Source organism: Vulgatibacter sp. (genome assembly GCF_041687135.1).
In the GTDB taxonomy this organism is placed as follows: Bacteria; Myxococcota; Myxococcia; order Myxococcales; family Vulgatibacteraceae; genus JAWLCN01.
In genome coordinates this window covers 40,331-59,035 of record NZ_JAWLCN010000011.1, presented here as the reverse complement: position 1 = coordinate 59,035, position 18,705 = coordinate 40,331, and the positions used below count along the sequence as shown (strand labels likewise).

Here is an 18,705-nt window from a genome sequence, read left to right as displayed (position 1 = left end):
CCCCGTGCCAGGGGCAACTCCTCCTTCCATCACCGGACGACGCAGCTGCGCATGCGGCTGGAGCGCTGCGACGTCGTCTGCCAATTTCGTGGTGACAGCATTCTGGCAAAAAAGAACGGCCGCCCCAAGCCCGGGGCGGCCGTTTTGTTGACCAGCTAGCGATCTCGAAGACTTAGCTCATTTCGAGATCACGTATCGACACGGTGCGTCGCTACACCCTGCGGCGGATCCCACGGCCCCAGGCAGCGAGGGCGACGAGAGCAGCTGCAAGCGGAGCAGCACCGGAACCACCGTCCGAGGTGGAGCAGCCGCCCTTCGGCTCGGGCTTGACCTCCTCCAGCTCGATCGGCTCCGGCACCACCTGGAGGGTGAGGCCGTCGAGACCGTAGCCACCCTCCTCGTCCTTCACCTCGACGATGAAGTTGAAGGCGCCGGCGACGGTGTCCTCGGCGACGGTGCCGGAGAGCAGACCGCTCTCGCTGAGCGTGACGCCGACGGGCAGCCTGCCGCCGTAGTAGCGGAAGGTCACCCCTGCGCCGGCCTTCGCCTCGAGCTGCACCTCGATGGTCTCGCCGGGCTCCACCGGAGCGAGCTCCTTCGTTGCCAGGCCGACGCGGCCGCAGATGACCGTGAGCGGAAGCTCGGCGGTATCCGACTGGCCCTGGCCGTCCTGGACACGGACCGAGACGTTGAAGCTGTCGCAGTCGAGCGGCGTGCCGACGAGGCAGGTCTGGGTGCTGAAGTTCTGCTGCGTGAGGCCGGCGGGGATCGTGGCCGGGTCGATGGTCCAGGTGTAGACGCCGTCGCCACCGGTGGCCTTGATGCAGCCGTCCAGGTACTCCTCGCCGGCAGTCGCTTCGGGGAAGCGCTGGTTGTCGATGAAGAGGTCGGCTGCGTCCACCACCACGACAGGCAGGGTGCGGGTCGCGACGTTGCCGAGGTGGTCACGGGCCTCGAGGATCGCTTCCATCGGCTCGCTCGTGGTCTCGAGGGGGCTGCCCTCGATCCGGTTGCCCACGATGGCGAGGCCCGCCGGCAGACGGGACGGCGAGACGAGCTTCATGTCCTGGTAGGGCGGCATGCCGCCTTCGACCGAGATGATCTCCGAATAGAACTTGCCGACCACCGCGGGCGGTACCGATCCGGTGGTGATGGCAAGGGCGCCGAGCGGCGGCAGTACCCGCAGCGCGTAGGGCTTGGAGGCCACGACGCTGCCCGAAGACGCCCGCACGGTGAAGACACCGGTGGTGACGTCGATCGGCGTGCCGTCGATCACACCGTCGCTGGAGAGCGAGAGCCCCGGGGGCAGGTTGCCCTCGGTCACCGACCAGACGACGTCGCCGTCCGCGCCGGCGGCGACGAGCTGGGCGCGGTAGTACGCACCCACCGTCGCGTCGGGCAGCGCGCCGGAGACGACCCGGAAGGCCGCCGCCATCACCTGCACGCGGGTGCTGGTGACGAAGACGTTGTTGCTCCGGTCGAGCTCGTTCAGCTCCTGCTGCGGATCGACGATGATGCCGAGGTAGTACTCCCCCGGCGCGACGTGATCCGGGAGGTAGACGAGATCGGTCGACTGGCTCTCGGTGAAGGCCGGGAGGGCACCGGTGCCGGGGCCGCCGGTCGCCTCCACGTCGAGGGGGATGTCCTCGAGCGTGATGTGCTCGTTGGTGGAGAGGAAGTAACGGTAGGTGAACTCGCTCTCCACGTTGCCGACGTTGCGGATCACCCGGTAGATCGGGCTCACCTCGCCGGCGGAGAGGCGTGCGGGCGGAATCGCCGTGATCGGCGCGATGTCCATCGACGGCTCGCGGCAGAGGTAGGGACGATCGGCCTTGCGGATCTGGTTGCCTTCGTTCTCCTCGTTCACGTTGTCCGCCGAATCGGCGATGACACCGAAGTAGTACTCGCCTTCGGGGAGCGTCTCGCCGCCGCGATCGGTGCGGGGCACGGTGATGGTGCGGGAGAACGTCTTGCACTCGCCCGGCGCGATGTGGTTCTGGCACGACCACATCAGCGGCAGGTTCCGGTCCTGGGCGCAGACGAGGCCGCCGGTGCACTCCGCGTCGGAGGCGCACGGGTTGTGGCAGGTGCCGAGGTAGCAGAAGCCTGCTCCACCGCCGGCGAGGTCCGGGCAGTCGGAGTCCTGGCCACAGGCAGCGGGGCTCGCGTCGAGCTCCGGGTCGGCGGAGGTGACCACGTAGTTCTCGGACATCACCACCGAGTTGACGAAATTCCAGGCGTTGCCCGCGCCGTCGTTGCAGACCTCGTAGGAGACGTCCATCGGCTGGCCGAAGTAGCAGCCGAAGCCCGCGTCCATCGTGAAGAAGTTCGGCTTGATCTCGGGCTTGATCAGCGTGATCTGGTCGTCCGAGATGTGGACGTTGTTGGTCTCGTCGATCTCGGCGACGGTGTCGTCGGCATCGATCACCAGGATCACGTGATACTGGTTGCCCGAGATGAGGGGCGGAACGAAGACCTGCTCCACCGAGTTGAAGACTTCGGAGCCGCCGAGCTGCCGCGTGCCGCTGTGGAGCAGCTGATCGCCGAGCTCGTAGGTGTCGTTGACCGAGAAGTAGATCCGGTAGGTGAAGGTCGCCGTCGGATCCGAGCCGCGGTTCCGGATGGTGATGGGGATGCCGACCGCCTCACCGGGCGAGCCGACCGCCGGCGGGTTCACCGCGCCGGTGAGCTCCGTTCCGACCAGGATCGGGCCGGGCGTGCAGTTCTTGTTGTTCCCCTCGAGCCGCTCGGCGACGACGTTGCTCGGATCGACGTCCGCGCAGACGTAGTAGAAGCCGTCCGCCGGACGCGGGATGATCGCGCTCGCGACCTGCGAAACGTTCGCCCCCCCGCTGGCGCTCAACGTCGGAGCGACCGAGGTCAGCGGCGTGTCGCTGGCGTCGAGGTTGCTGTCGGTGGAGAGGTAGAGATCCCAGCCGATGTTCGAGGCGGCGACGCTCCCGAGATTGAACACCGTGGTGTTCGCGTCGACCTGCAGATCGGTCGGCGTGCTGGCGTAGGAGGGCACCGTCACGGTGGGCAGCAGCTCCGCGCCGCTGATGCTGCCCAGAATGTACATCTGGTTGGCGGGGAACTGCGTCTCGTTGCAGTTCGGGGTGCAGCTCATCACCGCGACGCCGGTCGTACCGGCAGCATCCTCGATGCCCACCGACGCGGTCATGTTGTAGTAGGTGCCGGAGTAGGGATTCATCGCGCCGCCGTGCGGCGTCCCGTCGGGACCGATCGGCGTGGCGTAGCTGAAGAAGATGAGCGAGTTGTCCGTGCCCGTTGCGCTCGCTTCGTAAATCCAGGCCTGGAAGGAGAAGGCGCGCAGCTGGTTGCAGGGCGTGGTCGAGTAGCTGTTGCAGTAGTAGTTGACCAGGTTCTTCCACTGCACCTTGATGACGCGGTTCGGCGCGGTTCCCTCGACCACGTAGGAGAGGCCGCCCGGATGTGGTGCGAGGCTGGGCTCGTAGCCGAAGTCGGTCCACCACGGCGCGATGAAGCGGTTGGCGCTCCATGACGAGTTGTAGGGGATCGACTCGTTGTACGGGGTCAGGAAATCGGCGTAGTCCCAGTTGTTGTACGCCGTGACCGTGTTGGTGGCGATGATGCCGCCGTTCGGTCCGATCCGCATGTGGGCGTAATTGGTGCCGTAGAAGCGGAACGTGAAGTCGGTGGGAAGGGAGATTGGCCACATCTCCGAGTAGGGATCCCATTGCCAGACGTTGCTGGGATTCTGGGTGGCCGTGGAAGGAAGCTCTACATACGGAACCGCCAGGGGTCCCGTGACAGGGTACGTGGACTGCGCATCTGCGCGTGATGCCCCCAAGACAACGAGGAGCGCGCATGCGGCGGACAGGGCGACTCGCATGTTTTGCCTCGCGACTACGGTGACTACTGCTTCGGGTAAAACCTCGTACTGCTGGATGAACGGAAGCCTAAACGAAGAAGGGGCGTGGGAAGCGCTCTTACTGCCCACGCCCCTTCCAGAACTGCCGACTACTGGTTAGTTCGCGCTGATCGTCAGGCAGACGCCGACGTTCTGCGGCGCTCCGGCGAGCGGAACGCAGATGCGGTTCTCATCGTCGCACGGCGTCTCCGAGGAGGTGTCGCAGTACGGACGGCAGCGATTTGCGTCCGCGGCGGCGACGCAGTGGAGGCCGGGGGCGCACTCGGTCACTGCCGAGCAGTTGCCACCCTCCGGGACGGGGTTCTCGCCAGTCGTGGCGCAGAAGGCGCCGAGGCTGCGCTGCATCGGGTCGAAGAAGCAGCCGGCGCCCTCACCGCAGGTGGCCTGCTCGATCGGGCTGCAGGGGTTGGCGCAGGTGGCTGCACCGGAGATGTCGACGCAGACCTGCTGGTTGCCGCAGGTGTCGCCGCCGAGGCCGCCGCACTTGCACAGACCGTTCTCGGGATCGCAGGAGGTGCCGTTGCCGCACTCGACGGGGTTGCCGTCGGGCTGCGTGCACTGATCGCCGCCGAGGCACTGGTCGAGGGTGGCGTCGCAGGTCTGGCCCGCGCCGCAGATCGGGGCGGTGGGACCGACGCCGCCGCAGCGGCACTGGCCGTCGGCAGGGTCGCAGACGGTGCCGCCCTGGCAGCGGATCGAGGCGTTCTCGCAGAGGTCGACGCCGTCGCAGTACGCGGTGGTGCCGTCGTCCACGCAGGCCTGGCCGGTGGTGCAGACATCGCCGTCGACGCCGCCGCAGTGGCAGAGGCCGTCGTCGGGGTTGCACTCGGTGCCGGGGCCGCAGTTCACGCCGGCGCAGGCGTCGTCGGTGCAAGCGCCGTCCTGGCACGACTGGCCGAAGGTGCAGATCGCGCCGCCGCACTTGCAGAGGCCGTCGGCGGGATCGCAGGCCTCGCTGGCGCCGCAGGTCACGCCGACGCAGAGGTTGCTCGCCACGCAGGTGTTCTGCACGCACTGCTCGCCCTCACCGCAGGGCGCGCTGCCGCACTTGCAGAGGCCGTCGCCCGGATCACAGGCCTGGCCGCCGGTGCAGGTGACCAGGTCGCAGAGACCGGAGGTGCAGGCGGGGGCGGGGTCGACGGTGCAGAGCTGGCCGGGACCGCAGGCAACCGCGCCGGCGTGCTCGGGAAAGCCGCACTTGCAGATGCCGTCGGCGGGATCGCAGGCGACGTTCGGGTCGTCGCCGCACACGACGTCGTCACAGCGGGTCGGCTGCTCGGTCGGTTCGGTTTCGTCGTCGCCACATGCCGCTGCCGAGGCAGCGAGAAATGCCATCGTGCCAGCGACGAGCAGCCAGCGGAGCTTATGGGTCATTGGCAATTTTCCCTTGCAGGTTGACTGCGATGTCTTTTCAAGCGCGGCCAAAACCGCTCCTGGATTCACCCGTGGGCCGGGCGGCCGGCCCACGGGCGTTCTCGACCTACTTCTCAGCGCCGGCGGCGCCGGGCAACGAGGCCCAGCGCGAGCGCAACACCGAAGAGCCCCGGTGCAGCGGCACCCGCCTGGCAACCACCCTCGTCGTCGGTCTCGCCGTCGTTCTCCACGGGCTTCTCGACGACCGCCTCTCGCAGCGTAACCGAGAGGCCGGCAATCCCGATACGGTTCTGGCTGTCACGAACCTCCACGACGAAGGGGAAGGTCCGTGCCGTCTCGCCCTCGAGCAGGTCGGCACCGAGCAGACCCTCGATGAGGCCGCTCTCGTCCATGGAGAGACCGCTCGGGAGCTTGCTGCCGGGAGCGACGCGCCAGCGGAGGAGACCGTCACCGCCCGCCGCCTGCAGACGCGCCTTGTAGGGCACGTTGACGTCGGCATCGGCGAGGAGCTGGGTCACCACGGTGAGGCCCTGCTCGTAGACGACGTCGAGGCGCACGATGCACTGGTCGACTGCACGGTTGTCGTCCGAGACCTCGACGGTCCACAGGTAGCTGCCCGCTCCGGTGGGGGCACCGGAGACGACGCCGCTGCCGGAGAGCACGAGGCCCGGGGGCGGCTGGTTCACGAAGGTCTGGCCCTCGTCCGTGGAGCCGTTGGAGAGGCGGCGGGCCTCGACGCTGGTCCAGGTGTAGGGCTTGGTCCCGCCGGCTGCTGCCAGCTCCACGTCGAGGGTCTGGCCCACCAGGAGCGTGGGCAGGACGCTGGTCACGCAGCTCAGCCGCGACGGCGAGGTCACCTGCAGCTGCAGCTCCTCGGTGGCGACATTCTCCTGCGCGTCCTCGACCTGCACGGTGATGGCGAAGTTGCCGTCGACCTGGGGCGCACCGACGATCGTACCGGTGCTGGAGAGCCGCAGCCCGAGGGGCAGCTCACCGGCGACCAGGCTCCAGCTGTAGGGTGCCTGGCCACCGACCGCGAGGAGCTCGGTCTCGTAGGGCGTGCTGAAGATCGCGATCGGCAACTCGGACGAGACCACGGTGAGCGGCATCGTCGAGCGGGTGACCTCGAGCGTGAGCGCGCCGTTTGCGGTCGCACCGGCGGAGGCGACCTGCACCGCGAAGGTGTAGGAGCCAATCGCCGAAGGCGTACCGCAGAGGAGCGTGTTGCGCGAGGACTCGCGGAGCAGCCCGAGGCCGGGCGGGAGGGCCGAGCCGTTGGCCACGGTCCACGTGTAGTCGCCGTTGCCGCCGGAAGCGTTGAGCGCCACGCAGTACGAAGCACCGATCTGCGCCGCAGGGAGCGAGGTGGTGAGCACCTGGAGCGGACCACCGAAGGCATCGAAGGTGGTGGCGGAGGCGCCGGTGTTGTTGAGATCGTCGATCTCGTGGAGCACGTCGTCCGGATCGATGACGATGCCCACGTAGTAGCTGCCCGGCTGGATGTCCGAGGGCAGCTCCACCTGGACGTTCACCGGGGCGTCGGTGAGCAGATCGACCGAGAAGGTCCCGGCGCCGATCCGGCGATCGGTGGCGCTGATCAGCTCGTTGTCCGAGAGCACGACGGCATAGGGGACCTCCATCGCCGGCGCGTTGCCGAGGTTGCGGGCGGTCCATGCGAGGTTGAAGGTGCTGCCGATGTCCACGGCAGCAGGAGGCGTCACCGACTCGACGACGACATCGGGGGTCGGCTCGCCGATCGGGAAGGGGCCGTAGACGCCCAGGTTGTTGGCGGTGACGTCCTCGTCCACCGCACGATCCGGATCGGCCCGCGCGATGATGTAGTAGCTGCCCGCGCGAATCCCTGCGGGGAGGATGGCCTCGTGGGTGAAGCGGACGGTCGCACCGACGGCGGCGCTCTGGGTCACGCTGGAGGTGCCCAGATCGGCGTCGGCTGCGTCGAGGACGGAGTCGGTGCTGCCGTAGAAGCGGACGGTGAAGTCACCGGCTGCCTGCGCACCGGCGTTCCGCACGTCGGCCGCCATCTGCATCCGAACCCCGGCCCAGCCCACCGAATCACCGGTGGTGCCGGCGACGATCAGGTCGGCCTTCTTCTGGATCGTGATCGCCTGCTGCGCGGGGAAGTGGGAATCCACGTGGCAGCTCGGGGTGCAGGAGAGCGCGGTCACGCCCTCGCTCTCGCCGACGTTCTCCATGCCGACGCTGGCGCTCGGCCCGAGGGTGGCGCTGCTGCTCTTGTAGGCAGTCGGGTGGCCACCCCAGGGCGTACCATCCGGGCCGATCGGCGTGTCGTAGGAGAAGAGGATGGTGCTGTCCCGCACGCCGTCCGACTCGAAGATCCACGCCTGGAAGGAGTGGCTCCTCGTGTCCCGGCAGTGGTTGTAGCTGGTGGAGGACGAGCAGATGTAGAGGGTGAGGTTCTTCCACTGCACCTTGAAGATGCGATTCGGAGCCGTGCCCTCGACGACGTACGACAGACCGCCGGCGTGGGGCGAAAGCGTCGCGCTGCGGGCGAGATCTTCCCACCACGGCGCGATGACGCCGTTGGGCCCGAGGGTGTTGGGGAAGTCGTCGTTCGAGGTGTCGACGTAGAAGTCCGTCGCCGTGCCGGGGCTGGCACTGGTCAGGGGCACGAGCGCACCGTTGCCGCTGATCCCGATGTGGCTGAAGGTCGCGCCGAAGAAACGGAACGAGAAGTCGGTGGGCAGCTCGACGTTCCACATGTCGCTGCTGCAGCACCAATCGTCGTCGTTGTAGGCGGAAGGTGCCTGGGTCGCGCCGACGAGCTCCTGGTAGGGAAGATCGTAGGGGCCAGTCACCACGTAGTTCTGCGCCTGCGCACCACCTGCCACGGTGAGGACCGCGGCGAAAGCGGCAAAGCGGGCGAGGGCCGCCACGCGGCGGCGGAAACCCGCCGCCACGCGGCGGCGGAAACCCGCCGCCACGAGGCCGAGGAGCGCGACGGCGAAGGGCAGCGCGCCCGTCGCACCGTCGTCGGCGGTGGAGCAACCACCGTCGTCCGCCTTCTTCGCAGGCGGCAGCGTCGCGGGGACCCCGACCACGTTGAGCGCGAGGGCATCGAGGCCGTAACCGCCCTCGGTATCCTTCACCTCGACGACGAAGTTGTAGGTGCCGATGGCAGCATCGTCAGCGACGGTGCCGGCGAGCTTGCCGCTCTCGTCGAGAGCGATGCCGGCGGGGAGACGACCGGCGTAGACGCGGAAGGTCGGCGCCTCGCCAGCATCCGCCTCGAGCTGCACGTCGACACCGTCGCCCCGCTGGACGTCGTCGAGACGCTTGGTCTTCAGCCCCACGCGACCGCACATCACCGTGAGCGGGAGCTCGGCGGTGTCGGCCTGGCCCTGGCCGTCCTCCACGCGGACGGAGACGCTGAAGCTGTCGCAGACCAGCGGGGTGCCGATCAGACAGGTCCGGTTGCCGACGTTCTCCTGTGCCAGGCCGGCGGGGAGGCTCGCCTCCTCGATGGTCCAGGTGTAGTCGCCGTCGCCACCGGTGGCCTTGATGCAGCCATCCAGGTACTCCTCGCCGGCGGTCGCCTCGGGGAGGCGCTGGGTTTCGATGAACAGGTCGGCCTGGTCGACGATCACGAGGCTCATGTCACGCTGCGCCTTGTTGCCACGGGCGTCGGTCACCTCGACCTCGAAGAGGTGCGGGTCGACGGTGGCGGTGATGGGGGTGCCGGAGATGGTGCAGTCGGCGTTGAGGACGAGACCACTGCCCAGCGTTCCCGAGAGGACGCGGCAGGTGTACGGCGGCTCGCCACCGGAGGCGGCGATCCGACCGCTGTAGGGATTGCCGGCGACAGCAGGGGGAAGCGAGGTGGTGGTGATGGTGAGCGCACCCATCGGGCGCCCCACGCGCAGCGCGAGCATCGCGGAGTCGGAGGCATCACCGGAGGTGACGGAGACCGTGAAGACGTAGGTCCCCTCGTCCGCCGGGGTACCGCTCAGGTAGCCGTCGGCGGTGAGCGTGAAGCCGGGCGGCACGGTGTCGATCGACCACCGGTAGGTGCCGGCGCCACCGGTGGCGACGAGCTGGCGACCGTACCAGGCGCCGACGGTGGCGTCGGGCAGGTGCGTGGTGAGGATGTCGAGCGCCGCGTTCTCCACCCGGACGCGGGTCGAGGCGACGGAGACGTTGTTTTTCTCGTCGAGCTCGCGAACGGCGTTGTTCGCGTCGATCACCAGGCCGAGGTAGTACTCGCCGGGCGCGACGTGCGAGGGGATCCGCACGAGATCGGTGGCCTGCTGCTCGCTGTGTCCCGCGAGGTCGAGCGTGCCGTCGCCGCCGGTCGAAACCAGCGTGAGCGGGATGTCGTTCAGCGAGATGGTGTCGTTGGTCGAGAGCACGTAGCGGTAGGAAGCGACGCCGCGGACGTTGCCCAGGTTGCGGACGGTCCGGAAGAGGGCCGCGGTCTCACCGGCGGCGACACGGGCGGGCGGCACGACGGTGACGGCAGCCAGATCCGGCGAGGGGTAGCGGCAGACCACCGGCTCCTGCACCTTGCGGATGTTGTTCGCCTCGTTCACCTCGTTCACGGTGTCGGTCGAATCGGCGATCACGCCGATCCAGTAGCCCTCTTCGAGCTCCTCGTGGGGACGACCGGTGACGCTGTTGGTGCCCGGGACGATGAAGGTGCGGACGAAGGTCTTGCAGGCACCGGGGGCGAGGTGGTTCTGGCAGCTCCGGAAGTCGGGGAGATCCCGATCCGGCGCGCAGACCAGACCATCACCGCACTCGGCGTCGCTGGTGCACGGGTTGTGGCAGATGCCGAGGTAGCAGACGCCGCCGGCATTGCACTCGGCGTCGCTGCTGCCGCAGGCTGCAGGCGAGGTGTCGACTTCCGGATCACCCTGCCCGCCGTTCGGCATCGAGACGACGAAGTTGTCCGAGAAGAGGATCGAGTCGACGAAGTTCCAGGCGTTGCCGCCGCCGGTGTTGCAAACCTCGTAGGTGACGGTCATCGGCTCGCCGAAGAAGCAGCCGTTCGCCGTCTCGACCGTGCCGGGGTTCACGCTCAACTCGGGCTTGACGAGGGTGATCTGGCCGCTGGTCCGCGCGGTGTTGTTGCTCTCGTCGGCCTCGACGACCACCGAGCCGCTGTCGACCTGGAGGAAGGCGTAGAAGGTGGTGCCGGCGATGCTGCCCGGGACCAGCGCGTTGACCGTGCCGGAGAAGGTGTCGGTGCCCTGCAGGGAGAGCGTGCCGGTGTGGATCTGGGTGTCGTAGGCGTCGAGGCTGTCGTTGGCCGACATCCAGATCTTGTACTGGAACGAGCCAGTCGCGTCGGTGCCCTGGTTGCGGACCTGGATCTGGAAGGGAACGGTCTCGCCGGGCGCGCCCTGGCCAGGCATCGCGATCGAGCCGAGGAGGTCCGCACCGACGAGGAAGGGCGTGGCCATGCAGCCGCGGTTGTTGCCCTCGTTCGACTCGACGATTGCGTTCGCCGGATCGAGCTCCACGCAGACCCAGTAGCGCCCGTTGGCGGGCCTGGGCATGGTGACGGAGTCGGAGAAGGTGGCCTGGCTCTGGCCGCCCACGGTCTCACCGTTGACGTGCTGCACGAGCAGCGTGTCGGTGGTCGGATCGAGCACCGCGTCGGTGGAGAGGTAGACGTCGTAGACCAGGTTGGTGGCGGCGTTCTGGCCGAGGTTCCGCACGGTGGTGTTCACCGGGAAGGAGACGTCGCTGCCGGTGGTGGTCATCGCGCCGAGCGCGACCACGGGCAGAACGTCCGGCTCCACCGAGACGCCGTACTGGATCGTCGTGCCGCCGGGCCAATTCGCATTGGTGCAGCTGCTGCCGCAGGTCACGCCGTTGGGGCCGTAGCCCTGGAGGCCGACGCTGGCAGCCGCATTCTCGATGCCCATCGAGGCGGTGAAGGTGCTCGAGGTCACGGTCGAACCGAGCACGCCGTACTTGGTGCGGATCACCGAGGAGCCCTCGGTGAGCCAGAGCTGCGCCTGCCAGGTGTTGCTCGCGGTGCTGTGCCGGTAGCAATGCCACTGGATCACGAACTCGCGACCACCCGGCTGGCCGAGGGTCTGGGTCTGGATCGACCCGGCGGGGCAGTTCTGGTCGTCCCACCACACCGCGATCAGGTTGTTGGGGCTGGTGGTGCTGGGAAGCGCCTGGTTGCCGAGGCTGCTCGCGTTCTCGCTACCGAACGTCACGTACCCGTTCGTTCCGATGTTGATCGCGTTGTAGGTGGTTCCGAAGAAGCTGAACGAAAAGGGCAGCGCGTAGGCGGTGGCCGCCCCGTCGTCTGCCGAAGAGGTAGTGACGTTCGCTACCGTGCCGCCTCCGGGAATCGGAAGCGCCTGGTAGGTGCTGGGCGACGTGGAGACCACGTACTGCTGCGCGCTGGCCACCTCGGGCAACAGCAGCGCAGCACCGCACAGCGACAAAGCGAAAAAGCGGTTCATCGAGACGACTCCCGGGGAGAGAGAGGCCGGCCCCTGCCGGCCTCTCCCCCGCAGTGTTGCTAAGGGGGCCCGCTCGCGCGGGCCCCCGGATGCTGCTGGTTGTGGCGCTCCGACGCAGGTCAGAGGCAGGCCACCTTGTACGTGACCTCGATCTCGCTACCCGGCTCCGGAACGGAGAGCGGGTAGAAGTCGATGGCGTTCACGTCCGGCACGTACTCCCACACGCGGGTGCCGCGGGAGTTGATGGAGGGAACGCGGACACCGTTGATCCGGACCTCGATCTCGGGGTTCGTACCGCGGTCGGTGACGACGCCGTCGGCGTTGGTGTCCTCGGGCTGGTTGGTGAGGAAGAAGCGGGTCTTGAAGCCGAAGGCGTTGGTGCCGATGCGCTCCATCGCCGTCGACCAATCCTGGGTGCAGATGGACTGGAAGACGCCGTTCGACATCTCCGCGATGCCGTAGTAGCGCGGCGAAGCCTGGCCGTAGCCGCTGCCACCGTTGCAGCCCGTCACCGGGTCGCCGGCGATCGAGTGGGCCGAGAACATGTTGCTGTTCCGGAAGCCCTTAATGGACATGAAGAAGTTGTAATAGAACGACACGGTCTCGGGCGACTGGTCCTCTTCGTCGGAGAGGAAGACGATCGAGAGGTTCGCGTCACGGCGCAGGAAGCCGAGGTTGCCGTCGTTGGGCTCGGAGGTCCGCGGGTCGTCGGCGTTGTCGACGAGCGGCGACGAGAGGGCGCGGTAGGCGGCCTCGAGACCGAGCTCCGAACCGTGGCAGAGACCGACCTGCACGTTGGTGGACCAGGCCTCCTCGAGGTCCTGCGTCTGCGGAGTGAGGATCCGCGGCGTGGTGCCGATCACCGGGAAGAGACGGCCGTTCTCGCCACCGTTCACACCGCCGGGGCAGCCGCCCGAGGTGGTGATACCGGTGGTGGTGACGCCGAGCTGGAAGTCGATCTGCTGGGCGACCGCGAACGAGAGGAAGGAGGTCAGGTTCTGGGCGACCGCCGTCTGGAAGGGCGACATCGAACCGGAGTTGTCGATGACCCAGAGGAGGTCGACCTTCGGCCGATCGTCCTGCGAGAAGGTGTCGGTCTGGAGCGCGTCGTTGGCGCCGCGGCCCTGCAGGGTGGCCATGTAGGGCTCGGGAGCCCCGTCCACGGTCACGAACACCGAGCCCAGGTCCTCACCGATGTTGCCCGGCATGTAGACCATGGTGAACTCGGCCTGCGCGCCACGGGCGAGGGTGGTGCCGGGCATGGTCGGGCGCTGGCGCACGCCGAACTCGTTGCAGTAGCCCCACTCCACGGTGCCGTCACCGTCGAAGTCGTCCTCGCAGGGGTACTGGGCGGCGCCGGCGTTGAGCTCGATGCTGCTGAGAACCAGGGGCTCGTCGCAGATGTTGATGATGGTGAAGTAGCGCTCGCGGGTCGAGCAGCCGGGAGCCACGGTGCCGAAGTCGAGGTGATCCGGCGCGATGATCGCGCAGGGCTCGGCGGCGGCGCCACGGAGGGGAACGACCTGGTTCGGCGTGTCCGGATTCGAGATGTCGAAGAGGACGTTGCCGGTGTAGAGGCCGTCGCCGGTCACGCGCTCGGGGGCGTTGAAGGTCACCGGGAAGCGGAGCTCGCCGCTGCCGGGCAGGGTCGCGAAGTCGACCGGGTCGACCGAGAAGGCGGAGTTCTCCGCGTCCTCGACGCGAACATTGCGGACGAGGCACTCGGTATCGAGGTTGTTGCGGATCGCGAACTCGAGGGTCGCCGAGCGGCCCGGGGCCACGATGCCGAACCGGAGCTCGGGCGGCACGATGGTGAAGTCGCAGGGCGGCAGCTCGCGGCCCTCACCCTGCACGGTGGTGAGGTGCTCGGGGGTGAGCTGGTCGTTCGAGAAGATGGTGATGCCGGTGCTGTCGAAGCCATCGTCGATGGGCTCGTAGCGAACGTGGACGGTGAAGAACTCGCCGACCGCGTAGCCGGCGGTCTTGGGACCGTTGGTGCCGTCGGCGTTCTCGATCAGCGCGGTGAACTCGTCGGCGCCGGAGACCACGCTCTCGACGAAGAGGTTGTCGAGGGCGTCGACCGGGTTGTCGGTGCCGGCGTTGGTGCAGACGTACTCGCGATCACCCGGGATGCCGACGGCAACCGGACCGAAGTCGATGGTGCTCGGCGAGCAGGAGATGATCGGACCGCCGCCGTAGCCCTGGAGGCAGGCCCGGGCGACCGGGGTGCCGTTGGAGCTGTTGGTGATCTGGATCGTGCCCATCTTGCTGCCCAGGTCGAGCGGCGCGAACTCCACCGCGATCTCCGCCTCGTTCTCCTTCTCCGGGGTGGCCGGATCGTCGGAGGGGATGGCGATCGGGGTGCGGCTCTTGATCGTGAACGCAGGCGACGAGGCACCCTCGAGGGCGAGGTTGCTGACGTTCAGCGGCGAGGAGCCGACGTTGCGGATGGTGAAGGTCTTCTCGAGCTTCGCGCCGGGGGGCACGTAGCCGAAGTCGAGCTTGCCGTTGTTGGCGCAATCCGCGCTGACCTCGATGGCGCTGGTGATGCCCTCACCGCGGAGGCGGATCGTCTTCAGCGTCTTGCGGTCCTCGTCGTTCGCCCTCCCTGCGTAGAGGGTGAAGTGCGCGAGACGCTCACCGCGGCTGGCGGCGTTGTAGCTCACCGGGATGCGGATCGGCGTGCCGGCGGGGACGAGCACACCCTCGGGCGGGATCGCCGAGTAGGTGAAGAACTCGCGGTCCGCGCCGGACGGCTTGTCGGCGGTGAGCAGGGTCTCCAGCTCGGTGTTGTTGGTGCAGGTGACCTCGCCCTTGGCGATCTCACCGATTTCGACCTTGCCGAAATCGACCTCTTCGGGGACGCAGCTGAAGCTGGGGACCACACCCCTGCCGGTCAGCTGGAAGCCGATCTTCGCCTTGCCGCTGCCACCGCTGTAGGGCAGCTCGGCGACCTTCTCGAAATCGCCCGCCTCCGTCGGCGAGAAGAAGAGGGTGATCGGTGCGACGGCGCCAGGCGCGAGCTCGACGCCGTTGGCGCTGATGTCCGAGCCGAAGGGCGAATCCAGCAAAGGCCGCTGGACCGTCATCGCTGCAGAACCGTCGTTCCTCAGTTCCACGGTCCTTTCGCCGCGATCATTGACGGCGACCGCGTCGAAGGGGATCACGTAGACGGTCATCCCGTCCTTCTCGATCACCTGGAAATCTTTAGGCAAAGTCAGCTCGGCGATACGGGCGCTGGCGCCCTCACCGCCACACGAGCAGGCTCCGGCCATCATCGCGGTTGCCAAAAGCACCGCCAACGACAGCCGACTGTTCCGCGTACGCATCATGCTCTTCTCCGGTCAGAAGCTTCGCAGGCACACCTGTTACCCGGGGGATGGTGAATCGGACCAGCAACGTCATGGCACTGTCAAGACCTTGCCCCGACCCGTGGCAGCCCATCCGGCCCCACGTCCGCCACACCGTCGCCCGAAACGCGCCGAATCCCAAGGGTTCTACCCTTAAGTAGAAAATCCACCAGCCCCGGACCGGGTGGACGGAAGTTGGCAGGATGGGGCCCCGCGGCGGTAGGAAATTGGCGGCCAGTGGGTACGGGTGCGCGCAGGTGCGCCCCGTCCCACGAGGCTTCGCCAGCCTGCCGGCTGTCGAAAAAGGCGCCGCTCGCAGGCTCGGGACCTGCGAGCAGCGGCTCCTGGCTCCGGCACGGCGCCCCCGGGAGAGAGTCGGGGCACCGCTGCGGATCGATCGACTGGGATGGGCCTTCCATACAGCAAACGCCAGCCGCGTACCAGCACGCCACGAATCGCGCCGCCGGATCACTTCCGTCCGGCGTCGAGGAACGCGATCACGAATGACGTCGTCGCAACCGGCCGACAACGTTCCGGTGGAAGTCTTGTCGCAAACAAACCACCGCTCGCCAAAGAGCAAGAAAGTACAGAGACTTGCAGCGAATTCGCACCGAGTCGCATCGGTGTCCCGCTGTTGCATTCGCTTACTCCTTGTATAATTTGAGGCCGGTAGCTAGCATTCGAGACACACCACCTGTCGAAACAGGTGTGCAACCGCCCCATCCCACGGCGCGAGAGAGAAGAGGACCTCGATGCCCCGCATTTCGAGCAGCAACCCGCTGGCGCAGGCACTGGACAAGCGCATCCGCGCCGCGATCGACGAGACGATGGAAGAGGCGCTCCGCGGCTCGATCCGCCGGATCATCCAGGAAGAGCTCGCTGCGGCGCTCGGCACCGCAGCGGCTCCGCCCGCGATCGGCACGCGCCGCGCCGGCCGTCCCCCGGGGCGCAGGGTCCAGGCAGGCCGCAAGGCCCGCGGCGGCGCAGCAGCAGCCGAGGGCTCCAAGGTCTGCGAGGTCGCCGGCTGCAAGCGGCCGTACCGCTCGCAGGGCTATTGCGCGGCGCACTACCAGGCCGCCCGCAAATACGATTGGCCGCTTCCCGCCCCGAAGGGCTTCACGCCCCCGCCCCGCCCTGCCCGCGGCCGTCCGCCGAAGGAAGCAGCCGCACGGAGCGAGTGAGCACGCCGAAGCAATCGGCGCAAAGACGAACCGCCGGCGCACCCCAGGGTGCAGCCGGCGGTTTCGTTTTCGGCAGCGGGTCGCCGCCGGGCTCAGGGATTGACGCGCATCGCCACCTGCGAAGCGATCGATTCTTTGAGCGTCGGCGTGGGACTCTCGGGGCCGAGCCACACCCGCCAGAGCTTCGAGGCGATCTCCTGATCCTCGATGGTCCTGGCGTTGCCGGCGATGTCGATCACCAATTTGTCTCCGTGCGAGTGGAGCAGGATTCTCTGCCCGTCCTTGCCATCGCCCGGGATGGTGTCGATGAGCTTTTCGACCTTTTCCTTGGGAAGCACGTCACCGAGCGAATCGCGGAACGCACCGGCGATCTTGTCCTTGGAGATGTCGCGCACCAGCCGCATCACCACCAGCTTGTCGCCGGGGGCGTTGGCGAGCCGGTTGAAAAAGCGCTGGTCGGTGGCGAGGGCTTCCTCGAGCGCCTCCCCCTTCTTGTCCGGATGGTTCTTCTGCAGATAGCCGACGATCGCGTCGTCCACCTTGCCTTCCTCGAGGCAGTAGGTGACCGCGTAGGCCTTGAACAGAAAGACCTTGCGCACGCCGGCGCCGAGGCAGCGGTATTGCGTGCCTTCCACGGTGGTGACGGCGTCGAATTTCACGCCGGTGGAGTCTTCGACGATGGGCTTCGCCTCGGCCGCAACCGCGGGCGTCGCCAGGAGGAGGGATGCAGCCAGCAGGAGAGTTCGCATGACGCCCATCGTATAGGCCGACTTCGTCCGGCGTCAGCCCCCACCCGCTCCATCGGGGCTGCCGCCCTCCTGCAGCGCTTCTCCTCGCCGGGGGGCTAGCGTTCCGCGAGCAGCTGTGGCAAGCGCGCGCTGAACGCCCCGCGGGCGTGCACCTCGGAGGCGCCTGCCTCCCGCGCGGCGCGGATGCGATCCGCCTCCTCGTGGCGAACGAAACCGACGATCCGCACGCCGGGATCGGCGGCGCGGATCGCCCGGATGCTCTCCACCGGATCGAGCACCGCCGCGTGGAGATCGACGAGGACGAGGTCGGGCTTCTCGGCAAGGGCGGCCTCGGCCACCCCTTCGCGGACCTGCACCACGGTGGCGCCGGTGTGGCGCGCCGTCTCGACGATGCGCGAGGAGAAGAAGAGATCGGTACACGCGAGCAGAACCTTCGGGGCCACGCTCATTCCTCCTTCACCGGCGGGACCCAGTCGAGCTCGGCCGCACCGCCGCCCTCGAGGGCGAGGCGCGCGCCGAGCTGCAACCGGTCCCTTCGCACGTACCCCAGCGCGCGGGGTGGACCACCGGCGGGATCGGGATCGAGCACGCTGGTCAGCGTGCCCACCACCTTCTCCCCCTCGACCAGCGAGGCGCCGGGCTTCGTCCCGGCGGGCACCACGAGGCGCGCCAGCTTGCGCCGCACCTGGCCCCGGTAGGTGGCCTTGGCGATCACCTCCTGCCCGACGTAGCAGCCCTTGGTGTAGCTGATCGCCTCCTCGCGGTTGGCCTCGAGGGGAATGGTGTTCTCGTCCATGTCGGCGCCGTAGCGGGGCACGACGTTGTGCACCCGCGCCGCCTCGAGGACCTCGTCGCCTGCTGGCACCCCACCCGCCTCTTCCAACGCTGCGAGGAGCTGCTCCCACGCTGCCTGCGCGTTGGCTGCGGGCACCCAGAGCTCCCAGCCGGCAACACCTGCAGGCGCTGCGGCGAGGAGCATCGCCGGTCCGCCGAGGAAGGCCCCGTCGACATGGTGGTGGAGCGGCAGCTCTGGCGGCGTCCCGCCCATCACCGCCTCGATCACCTCGCCGGCCCGCGGCCCGTAGACACCGAACGCAGCCAGCACGCCGGTGAGATCGTGGAGCGTGCAATCCTCGGAGACCAGAAACTGATCGAGATGCAGCGCCACCGGCTCGTGCGCCTCGGGATCGAGATCGACGAGGAGCTCGTCGTTCTCCCTGGCGATGATGGTTCCCTCGCCGAGCATCTTGCCCCGCGCATTGATCACGGCGGCGCGGTTGCCCTGCCCCGCCCGCAGCGCCTTCACCTCGTTGGTCACCATGCCGTGGAGGTAGAGCCGCGCCTCGGGGCCCTGCACCGCGAGCAGCGCGCGGTGGGAGCGGTCGACGAGGACCGCAGCGCTCTGCAGCGCGCGCCACTCCGATTCGATGGGCCCGTAGCCGAGGACGAGCTCGGCGCCGGCACGGGCGCCCAGCCTGGCGCCCGCCTTTTCGTGGATGTCGTGGAGGAGGAGGTTGCGCATCGGCCGAGGTATAGAGGCCGCGCGATCCCCCCGCAAGGCGACACGAGCGCCGAGCGGCCCCGAGGGGCCACCTCTGCGGGCCTCGAAATGCAAGAAGGCGGGCGACCCACGCATGGGCCAGCCCGCCTTCCATCCTCGCGCCCGCAACGCGC

8 protein-coding genes are annotated in these 18,705 nt (G+C 68.1%); 1 reads left to right on the top strand and 7 read right to left on the bottom strand.

What is annotated here, in order from left to right; genetic code table 11:
* Positions 1-211: 211 nt before the first annotated feature.
* The 4 genes from ACESMR_RS20140 to ACESMR_RS20125 form a co-directional block, all read right to left on the bottom strand.
* Positions 212-3,700, bottom strand: coding sequence for a CARDB domain-containing protein (locus ACESMR_RS20140; protein WP_373048916.1), 3,489 nt, complete (start codon positions 3,698-3,700; stop codon positions 212-214).
* Between the two features lie 309 nt (positions 3,701-4,009).
* Positions 4,010-5,287: a hypothetical protein gene (locus ACESMR_RS20135; RefSeq protein ID WP_373048915.1), complete on the bottom strand. Its 1,278-nt coding sequence runs from the start codon at positions 5,285-5,287 to the stop codon at positions 4,010-4,012.
* A gap of 113 nt (positions 5,288-5,400) precedes the next feature.
* A complete protein-coding gene (locus tag ACESMR_RS20130) occupies positions 5,401-11,751 on the bottom strand; it encodes a CARDB domain-containing protein (protein ID WP_373048914.1) in 6,351 nt (2,116 codons plus the stop codon).
* Between the two features lie 119 nt (positions 11,752-11,870).
* A complete protein-coding gene (locus ACESMR_RS20125; protein WP_373048913.1) occupies positions 11,871-14,948 on the bottom strand; it encodes a choice-of-anchor D domain-containing protein in 3,078 nt (1,025 codons plus the stop codon).
* A 905-nt stretch (positions 14,949-15,853) separates the two neighbouring features.
* Here ACESMR_RS20125 and ACESMR_RS20120 point away from each other — a divergent pair.
* Entirely contained in the window at positions 15,854-16,282 is a 429-nt protein-coding gene (locus ACESMR_RS20120) for a hypothetical protein (RefSeq protein ID WP_373048912.1), read from the top strand.
* Between the two features lie 92 nt (positions 16,283-16,374).
* Here the strand turns inward: ACESMR_RS20120 and ACESMR_RS20115 are convergent, their stop codons facing one another.
* The 3 genes from ACESMR_RS20115 to ACESMR_RS20105 all read right to left on the bottom strand — a co-directional run bounded on the left by ACESMR_RS20115 (position 16,375) and on the right by ACESMR_RS20105 (position 18,553).
* Positions 16,375-17,031: a hypothetical protein gene (locus tag ACESMR_RS20115; RefSeq protein WP_373048911.1), complete on the bottom strand. Its 657-nt coding sequence runs from the start codon at positions 17,029-17,031 to the stop codon at positions 16,375-16,377.
* Positions 17,032-17,126: 95 nt separating this feature from the next.
* On the bottom strand, positions 17,127-17,474 hold the full coding sequence (locus tag ACESMR_RS20110; protein ID WP_373048910.1) for a hypothetical protein: 348 nt from the start codon (positions 17,472-17,474) through the stop codon (positions 17,127-17,129).
* 2 nt (positions 17,475-17,476) lie between these two features.
* Positions 17,477-18,553: a YgfZ/GcvT domain-containing protein gene (locus tag ACESMR_RS20105; RefSeq protein WP_373048909.1), complete on the bottom strand. Its 1,077-nt coding sequence runs from the start codon at positions 18,551-18,553 to the stop codon at positions 17,477-17,479.
* Between the last annotated feature and the right edge of the window lie 152 nt (positions 18,554-18,705).